Annotated in this window: 5 protein-coding genes; all 5 read right to left on the minus strand. The window is 60.0% G+C overall.

Annotated elements, in window-relative coordinates:
- Positions 1-7: 7 nt before the first annotated feature.
- Positions 8-4,003 (minus strand): DNA-directed RNA polymerase subunit beta', encoded by a 3,996-nt coding sequence (locus MHK00_RS10320; RefSeq protein ID WP_250411677.1) that lies wholly within the window; start codon positions 4,001-4,003, stop codon positions 8-10.
- A gap of 106 nt (positions 4,004-4,109) precedes the next feature.
- On the minus strand, positions 4,110-7,604 hold the full coding sequence (rpoB, locus tag MHK00_RS10325; RefSeq protein ID WP_005322877.1) for a DNA-directed RNA polymerase subunit beta: 3,495 nt from the start codon (positions 7,602-7,604) through the stop codon (positions 4,110-4,112).
- A gap of 384 nt (positions 7,605-7,988) precedes the next feature.
- Positions 7,989-9,005: a cell envelope lipid trafficking protein PgfA gene (gene pgfA, locus MHK00_RS10330; RefSeq protein WP_005327975.1), complete on the minus strand. Its 1,017-nt coding sequence runs from the start codon at positions 9,003-9,005 to the stop codon at positions 7,989-7,991.
- 71 nt (positions 9,006-9,076) lie between these two features.
- On the minus strand, positions 9,077-9,409 hold the full coding sequence (locus MHK00_RS10335) for a HigA family addiction module antitoxin (RefSeq protein WP_250411679.1): 333 nt from the start codon (positions 9,407-9,409) through the stop codon (positions 9,077-9,079).
- Positions 9,384-9,626 carry a type II toxin-antitoxin system RelE/ParE family toxin gene (locus MHK00_RS10340; RefSeq protein ID WP_366512276.1) on the minus strand — a complete coding sequence of 81 codons (243 nt, stop codon included), beginning with the start codon at positions 9,624-9,626 and terminating at the stop codon, positions 9,384-9,386. Before MHK00_RS10340 ends, MHK00_RS10335 begins: the two co-directional genes overlap by 26 nt.
- Between the last annotated feature and the right edge of the window lie 219 nt (positions 9,627-9,845).

Consider the following 9,845-nt stretch of genomic DNA (forward strand, 5'->3'; position numbering starts at 1 on the left):
CTGCATGTTAGAAGGTGAAGTCCTCATCCAGCGGGACGGAAGCGCCGGTGAATTCACCGAAGCCGTCATCGCCGTAGATGGAATCGCCGTAAGTCGGGATCGAGTATGCAGCGTTGCGCGCAGCCTCGGTCGGCTTGACGGAGATGTTGCGGTAGCGGGAGATACCGGTACCGGCCGGGATGAGCTTACCGATGATGACGTTCTCCTTGAGGCCAATGAGCTTATCGGAGCGCTTATTAATAGCGGCGTCGGTAAGCACGCGAGTGGTCTCCTGGAACGATGCAGCAGACAGCCAGGACTCGGTAGCCAAGGAAGCCTTGGTAATACCCATGATTTCAGAGCGCAGCTGAGCTGGCTCACCGCCCTCTGCAACCTGGGCAGCGTTGAGCTGCTTAGCCTCAGAAAGGTCAATAAGGTTACCCGGCAGCAAGTCCGTGGTACCCGCATCAATGACGGTACCGCGGCGCAGCATCTGACGAATGATGATCTCGATGTGCTTATCGTGAATAGCCACACCCTGGGTACGGTACACAGCCTGAACCTCGTTGATGAGGTGCTGCTCCACGCCACGGCGGCCGAGGACCTCGAGCACGTCGTGCGGGTCAGCCGCACCACGCATGAGGCGGTCACCGGTCTCAACATGGTCGCCGTCCTTGAGGGAACGCTCAATCATAGCGTCCGGGTTGGACTCCATCGGGCGACGAACCTGAGCCAGGCCCTGACGCTTGGAGAGCTTCTCATAGACCACGTCATCAGAGCCGTCATCCGGGGTGATGGTCAGGGTCCAGAAGTTGCCCTCGTCAGAAAGGGAAACGGTGCCGTCAACGGAGGCGATAGGAGCGCGGTTCTTCGGGTTACGGGCCTCGAAGAGCTCCTGCACACGCGGCAGACCGCCGGTAATATCGCCACCGACACCACCCTGGTGGAACGTACGCATGGTCAGCTGGGTACCCGGCTCACCAATGGACTGTGCAGCCACGATGCCAACGGCCTCGCCGATATCGACGAGCTGGCCGGAAGCCATGGACTTGCCGTAGCACTTGGCACACACGCCGGCCGGGGTCTGGCAGGTCAGCACGGAGCGAACCTTAACCTCGGTGACCTTAGCGTCAAGCAGCTTCTGGGTGAGCTCCTCGGTGAGGTCGGAGCCGGCCTCGGCCACAACCTCGCCGTTGGCATCCTTGACATCGGTAGCCAGCACGCGGCCGGATGCGGAGGTCTCCCACAGCTCGGAGAGAACAACCTTGTCGCCGGATTCCTCGCCGATTGGGACGCGAACGCCCTGGCGGGTGCCACAGTCCTCTTCGCGGACGATGACATCCTGAGCCACGTCCACCAGACGACGGGTGAGGTAGCCGGAGTCAGCGGTACGCAGTGCGGTATCGGCAAGACCCTTACGGGAACCGTGGGAGTTGTTGAAGTACTCCAGCACGGACAGGCCTTCGCGGAAGGAGGTCTTAATCGGACGGGTGATGTAATCACCGTGCGAGTTCACAACCATGCCCTTCATACCGGCCAGCGTCCAGATCTGACGCATGTTACCGGCAGCACCAGACTTCACAATCATCGGAATCGGATTGTGGTCCGGGTACATGTTCTCGACGGCCTCACCGACGGTATCGGTAGCGTCCTTCCACAGCTCAACCAGGCGGTCGTAGCGCTCGCGCTCGGTCAGGGCGCCCTGCTCCCAGTACTTGCGCTCGATGCGCTCTGCTTCCTTCTCATAAGACTCGAGGATCTCGGTCTTATTCGGCAGAACCAGAACGTCAGACATGGTGATGGTCACGCCGGAACGGGTTGCCCAGTAGAAGCCAGCATCCTTCATGTTGTCCAGCACCTGAGCAACAGTGATCATCGGGTACTTATTGGCCAAGTCATTGACCACGTCACCGATGAGAACCTTGTTGCCGGAGCCGCCGCCCTTACGGACCATGATGCCCTCGAGGTACGGGTAGTTCCATGGCAGGAGCTCGTTGAACATGACTCGGCCAATGGTGGTGTAGCCCATCCATGCCTGGCCCTTGGTCCAGCCATCCGGGAACTGCTCTTCCTCGATCTCCTTCGGCGGGCGGAGGTGATCGATGCGGACCTTGATCGGAGCCTGCAGACCAACGGTGCCGCGGTCATAGGCCATGAGGGCCTCAGCGTAGGAGGAGAAGACGCCGGTAGCCGGCTTGTCCTTCTCTGCCTCGCGGAAACGACCATTGCCACCGATCTCGTCCTCGGACTTGTCCATGGTCAGGTAGTACAGGCCGGTAACCATGTCCAGACGCGGCATGGCCAGCGGCTTACCCGATGCCGGGGACAGAATGTTATTGGACGCCAACATCAGGACGCGGGCCTCAGCCTGAGCCTCAGCGGACAGCGGCAGGTGGACTGCCATCTGGTCGCCGTCGAAGTCGGCGTTGAACGCCTCACAAGCCAGCGGGTGCAGCTGAATAGCCTTACCCTCAACCAGCTTCGGCTCAAAGGCCTGAATACCCAGGCGGTGCAGCGTAGGTGCGCGGTTGAGCATCACTGGGTGCTCAGAAATGGCCTGCTCCAAAACGTCCCACACCTCTGGGCGCTGGCGCTCAACCATGCGCTTGGCGGACTTGATGTTCTGGGCGTAATCATTTTCTACCAGACGCTTCATAACGAACGGCTTGAACAGCTCGAGCGCCATGAGCTTCGGCAGACCACACTCGTGCAGCTTCAACTGCGGACCAACGATAATAACGGAACGGCCAGAGTAGTCCACGCGCTTACCCAGCAGGTTCTGGCGGAAGCGGCCCTGCTTGCCCTTGAGCAAGTCAGACAGGGACTTGAGCGGACGGTTGCCCGGACCAGTTACCGGACGGCCGCGGCGACCGTTATCGAAGAGCGCGTCCACAGATTCCTGCAGCATGCGCTTCTCGTTGTTCACGATGATCTCTGGAGCACCCAGGTCGATCATGCGCTTCAAACGGTTATTGCGGTTGATTACGCGGCGGTAGAGGTCGTTGAGGTCAGAGGTAGCGAAGCGGCCACCGTCCAGCTGCACCATCGGGCGCAGCTCTGGCGGGATAACCGGGATGGCGTCCAGCACCATGCCAGCCGGATCGTTGCCGGAGCGCAGGAAGGCAGCAACGACCTTCAGGCGCTTCAGGGCACGCATCTTCTTCTGACCCTTGCCGTTGTTGATGATCTCGCGCAGTTCCTCGGCCTCAGCCTCGAGGTCGAAGTTGCGGACCAAGGTCTGGATGGCTTCTGCACCCATGCCGCCGGTGAAGTAATCCTCGTAGCGGTCAACCAGCTCTTCGTAGATGGTCTCATCAATGATCATCTGCTTCGGAGCCAGCTTGATGAAGGTGTTCCAGATTTCATCCAGGCGGGCGATTTCGCGCTCGCCGCGCTCACGGATGTGCTGCATCTCCTTATCGGCAGCGTTTTGTACCTTCTTGCGGGCATCTGCCTTGGCACCTGCTGCTTCCAGCTCAGCCAGGTCAGACTCCAGCTTGGAGGCGCGCTCTGCGATCTCGGACTCGGTATCGTCCTCAACGTCCTTCTTCTCCAGAAGCATCTCTGCTTCCAGAGTGGACTGGTCGTTGTGGCGGGCCTCTTCATCCACGGAGGTGATGATGTTGGCTGCGAAGTAGATGATGCGCTCGAGATCCTTCGGAGCCAGGTCCAGCAGGTAGCCCAGGCGGGAAGGAACGCCCTTGAAGTACCAGATGTGGGTTACCGGAGCAGCCAGCTCGATGTGGCCCATGCGCTCACGGCGAACCTTGGACTTGGTCACCTCAACGCCACAGCGCTCACAGATGATGCCCTTGTAGCGGACGCGCTTGTACTTGCCACAAGCGCACTCCCAGTCACGGGTGGGGCCGAAGATGCGCTCGCAGAAGAGGCCGTCCTTCTCCGGCTTCAGGGTGCGGTAGTTAATGGTCTCGGGCTTTTTGACCTCGCCCTTGGACCAGCGACGAATATCGTCTGCGGTGGCCAGACCGATGCGGAGCTCGTCGAAGAGATTTACGTCAAACACGTAATGTCTCCCTTTCATCCTCGTTGTCGAGGAATTGATGGCTTTCTATGAATGAAACGTTTATGCCCTGCCGCGGGGATTTTCCCGCGGTGGACCAAGAAACTAACTAGGCGATGTCAGCGGAAGAACCCTCATCGCGGGACAGGTTAATGCCAAGCGATGGGCTATCCATGTCATCGTCATCAGAGCCAGACAGCTCCATCGGCGTGCCGTCGGTGGAGAGAACCTCCACGTTCAGGCACAGGGACTGCAGCTCCTTGAGCAACACCTTGAAGGACTCAGGGATGCCCGGATCTGGAATATTGTCGCCCTTAACAATGGCTTCGTAGACCTTCACACGGCCAACGACGTCATCGGACTTGATGGTCAGCAGCTCCTGCAGGGTGTAGGCAGCGCCGTATGCCTGCATTGCCCACACCTCCATCTCGCCGAAGCGCTGGCCACCGAACTGGGCCTTACCACCCAGCGGCTGCTGGGTAATCATGGAGTAAGGACCAGTGGAACGGGCGTGAATCTTCTCATCGACCAGGTGGTGCAGCTTGAGCATGTACATGTAGCCGACAGAGATCGGGTACTTGTATGGCTCGCCCGAGCGGCCGTCGAAAAGCGTGGCCTTGCCGTGCTCATCCACCAGCACATCGCCGTCGCGGTTAGGACGGGAAGAAGCCAGCAGGCGCTCGATCTCGTGGTTGGTAGCACCGTCGAAGACCGGGGTCGCGGTCAAGGAGTCCGCAGGCACGTCATAGAGCTCTTCCGGCAGGGTCTTGAGCAGCTCGGCGTTCTTCGGATCCTCGGTATCGACCTTCCAGCCGGCGTGTGCCAGCCAGCCCAAATGAACCTCGAGGACCTGGCCGATGTTCATACGACGCGGCACACCGTGGGTGTTAAGCAGGATGTCCACCGGGGTGCCGTCCTCCATGAACGGCATATCCTCTGGCGGCAGAATCTTGCCCACAACACCCTTGTTGCCGTGGCGGCCGGCCATCTTATCGCCGTCCTGGATCTTGCGCTTCTGGGCAACGTAGACACGAATCATCTCGTTGACGCCAGGGGCCAGATCGTCATCATCGTCGCGGGAGAAGCGAGCAACGCCAATGACCTTGCCTACCTCACCGTGCGGCACCTTCATGGAGGTATCGCGGACCTCGCGGGCCTTCTCGCCGAAGATGGCGCGCAGCAGGCGCTCCTCCGGGGTCAGCTCGGTCTCGCCCTTCGGGGTGACCTTACCCACCAGGATGTCGCCGGCGCGGACGTCGGCACCGATGCGGATGATGCCGCGCTCGTCCAGGTCGCTCAGGACGTCCTCGGAGACGTTCGGGATCTCGCGGGTGATTTCCTCGGCGCCCAGCTTGGTATCGCGAGCATCGATCTCGTGCTCCTCGATGTGGACGGAGGTCAGGATGTCCTCTTCCACGATGCGCTGGTTGAGGATGATGGCGTCCTCGTAGTTATGGCCTTCCCACGGCATGAAGGCAACCAGCAGGTTGCGGCCGAGGGACATCTCACCATTGTGGGTACCTGGGCCATCGGCTAGAACCTGGCCGGCCTCTACGCGCTCGCCCATGGAAACCAGCGGGGTCTGGTTGTAGTTGGTGCCCTGGTTGGTGCGCTCGAACTTACGCAGGATGTAGGTATCGCGCTGGCCCTCATCATCCATGATGGTGATGACATCAGCGGTGACGTTTTCGACCACACCGGCCTTCGGGGTGATGACAACGTCGCCAGCGTCGTACGCAGCGCGCTGCTCCATGCCGGTACCAACCAGCGGGGCCTCGGAACGAACCAGCGGCACTGCCTGCTTCTGCATGTTCGCACCCATCAGGGCACGGTTAGCATCGTCGTGCTCCAAGAACGGAATCATGGCGGTACCCACGGAAACCATCTGGCGCGGGGAGACGTCAACGTAGTCCACACCGGCGGCGTCGGTAAGTCCGATGTCGCCGTCCTTCAGGCGAACCTCAATACGCTCGCCGGTAAGGTTGCCCTCTGCGTCCTGCTCGACCTCGGCCTGAGCAATAGCGAAGCGGTCCTCTTCATCGGCGGTGAGGTACTCCACCTGGTCGGTGATCTTGCCGTCCACAACCTTGCGGTACGGAGTCTCAATGAAGCCGAAAGCATTCACGCGGGCGTAGGACGCCAGCGCACCAATCAGGCCAATGTTCGGGCCCTCAGGGGTCTCGATCGGGCACATACGGCCGTAGTGAGAAGCGTGAACGTCTCGCACCTCAATGCCGGCGCGCTCACGAGACAGACCGCCCGGGCCCAGCGCGGACAGGCGGCGCTTGTGGGTCAGGCCGGACAACGAGTTGTTGTGGTCCATGAACTGGGACAGCTGCGAGGTACCGAAGAACTCGCGGATAGCAGCAGAGACCGGGCGCACGTTAATCAGGGAGGTCGGAGTGATGGACTCCGCGTCCTGGGTGGTCATGCGCTCGCGCACAACGCGCTCCATACGGGACAGGCCGACGCGGACCTGGTTCTGGATGAGCTCACCCACGGTACGCAGGCGACGGTTACCAAAGTGGTCGATGTCATCCGTGTGCAGGGCGATCATCTCACCGTTCGGTGCCTTCATCTCGCGCTCGCCTACGTGCAGGCGGACCAGGTACTCGAGGGTGACGGCAATGTCTTCCTCGGTCAGGGTCATCAGACCATCGTGGTCGCCGCCGAGCCCCAGCTTGCGGTTGACCTTGTAGCGGCCGACCTTAGCCAGGTCGTAACGCTTTGCACGGAAGAAGGAGTTATCCAGCAAGGACTGAGCCAGCTCGCGGGTGGGCTGCTCGCCTGGGCGCTGCTTGCGGTAAATCTCCAGCAGTGCCTCGTCGGTGTTCGCTACACCGTCAGACTCCAGGGTGGACATCATGAGCTCGGAGAAGCCGAAGCGATCCTTGATCTGCTCCTCGCTCCAGCCCAGTGCCTTAAGCAGCACGGTTACCGGCTGGCGGCGCTTGCGGTCAATGCGCACGCCAACGGTGTCGCGCTTGTCGACGTCGAACTCCAACCATGCACCGCGGGAAGGAATAACCTTCACGGAGTGCAGCGGGCGCTCAGTGGACTTATCGATCGAGCGATCGAAGTACACGCCCGGGGAGCGCACCAGCTGAGAGACGACGACGCGCTCGGTACCGTTCACGATGAACGTGCCCATATCCGTCATGATCGGGAAATCGCCGATGAAGACGGTCTGCGACTTAATCTCTTGGGTGTCGTTATTAATAAACTCTGCGGTCACGTACAGCGGCGCGGAGTAGTTGATGTCCTTTTCCTTGCACTCATCCACGGTGTTCTTCACCGGTTCAAAGCGCGGCTCCGACAAGGACAGGGACATATTGCCCGAGTAGTCCTCAATCGGCGAGAGCTCTTCGAGGATGTCCTCGAGGCCGCTCGTCACGCGGGCGTCATCGCCGCGCTCAGCCTGCTCGCGCTCGCGCCACTCCGGCGCGCCGACGAGCCAATCAAAGGAATCAAGTTGTACGTCAAGGAGACCCGGCAGGGCGATAGGCTCGCTGATTTTTGCAAACGAGTATCGCTTCGGGGCTCCGGGGATATTGGCCACTGACTTGGTCTGGCGGGAGACTGCCAAGATGGGTCCTTCCAGCACCTCACGCGGATTGCCTGCTCGCCCTGGCCGACGAGCCGCAAAACCGCTGGTAATTCTAGCATTCGGTCTGCTGTGGAGTGTCTGGGTTCAGAATGCACAAAATCACCTTGTCAAGTCGGTTTTGCCATCACCGGCCTGAAAGGCTAAATGTGCACCGAAGATCCAGATTCCAGCGCAACGAAACAGCTTATAGGAAAAGACCTGCCATGTAAAGACACACCACTCTTGGGGCGTGTCGCTACCGCGCTAGGGGGCAAGCTCGTGCTCGCCGCGGCGCTAACGCGTCCACGTCGCGCGACTGTGCGCGACAACCACCGAGCACCCTACCACTAAAATCTCAATACACCGCAACCCCGGCGGCGATTTTGTTTTCCAGCTGCGCTTTTACCGGCTCGCCGGCACCGCGCTTCCACCGATGCGCCCACGGTTATGCCGCGAGCGGCCATGCTTATTCTTGCCGCCAATTAGGCCCAATGCGCCAATGATTCCGAGCAGGGTCAACAGTGCGCCGAGGCCGATGGCACCCCACCGCACGATCTCCGCCACGCGGTCGCGCGGGAAATCTGCCGCCTCTTTGAGCAGCGCCTGCTGGTCCTCTTCGGAGGTAGAGCCATTAAAGACGAAGGCGCGCTCGCGGCCCACGCCCTCGCGGTCCGCGTAGTAATCATCGATATCCATATCCATGCCCACCACGAGGCCGGTTTGTTGGTCCACATAGAAGTCGCGGCTGCCGGAGTGGGTCAGGTAGCCCTGCTCCTCGCCGCCGTCTTTCTTGGGCAAGCTGGTGGTATTGCCATCGGCCGCAAATAGCTGCGCGACGTTAGTCGGCTCAATTTCTTGGTGGTAGCGGTAGACCGTGCGGCCGTCCATCGTGGTTTCTTCTTCAAAGACTGCATCGACGGCCTTACGCAGCGTCGGGTCAAAGACTGGGTAGTTGGTCTTCTCTGCGCCTGCTGGGAACTTGAGCCAGTAGCCATCCACCGTGACTTTATCCGAAGGCGTAGCAAGCGTATGGCTAAGCGACGCCTCCCCCGCCGCCTCGCCGCTCAGGCGGTCCACGGGATAGGTCCACACTTGGGCCTGGCTCAGGTCATTAAGGCCCTCCCCTTCGCCGCGCATGCGGGTCTCACCGATGCGCACAGTGGCCTTCTCATCGTCCGAGGGCTCCTGGATATCCATGTTGATTTGGTAGGTCATGGGGCCCGAATACGGCGTGGTGCCGTCCTTGGACAGCTGCTGCGAATCCGCAGAATCATCGTGCAGTGTCCACGTACTGTTTTTCAGGTTCAGTGGCAGCCGCGGGGAGTAATCCAAAAACGCCGGCGCCACAATACCGGCGGCGATGAGCGCGACGCCGAGGCCTAGGAGCAGGACGGAAAAAATGCGGGACTTGGGCAGCATGGGGGCTAATTCTACAGCCCATAGTGGCGATTCCCTGTTTCTACAGGCCGCCCCGCCACGCCGGATTGGTTTTAGGCCGTCTGCGTATTCCAAGCGATGATGCTGCTCGTATCCGTGGTCTGCCGCGCGCACCAGAGATCAAACTCTTCTTGCAGCCCCAGCCAAAACTCTGCCGAATTGCCAAAATAGGCGGAAAGACGGAGCGCCATTTCCGCACTAATCCCAATGCGCCCACGCACCAGCTTGGAAATTTGAGACTTGGAGCAAAAAATATCCTTGGCTAAGCGGTATTGAGTAAGTCCGAGCGGCTCCAGAAACTCCTCGCGCAGGACCTCCCCAGGGTGTGGAACGGGGACGATATCCGAGGCTTCCTCTCCCTCATTTGTGATAGTCGATGAAGTCAACGTCCGCAGCTCCTTTCCCTGTCCACCGGAAGACTACTCTCCACTGCGCATTAACACGGATGGAATAAAATCCGTCCCACTGCCCTTTCAACCTCTCTAAGTGATTCGCTGGTGGAATCCTCAAATCGGCTAGAGAGACTGCTCGGTCAATCATGATGAGTTTGCGGCGCAGTATTCTTCGCAGTTCAGGGGGGCACGTACTTTGGCGCCTTACCATCTGTGTGAAAGCGCTCTAAGATACCCCTCCTGAACTCCACAATGCCATAGTTTCATACTTTGACACTACTGGCCATTGCTGTACTACCCGCATTGCGCCCCTTGATTTCTAGCGGTCGTGGAAACACCTGACATGGGTTAGGTGATTGTGTGGAGTCGAAATGGGTTCCGGATTCTGCTGTTGTGGCGCGGTTTGCGTCGTTGGTTCGGGCTGGTAGTT

The sequence above is a fragment of the Corynebacterium tuberculostearicum genome (assembly GCF_022347385.1).
Classification (GTDB): Bacteria; Actinomycetota; Actinomycetes; order Mycobacteriales; family Mycobacteriaceae; genus Corynebacterium; species Corynebacterium tuberculostearicum_M.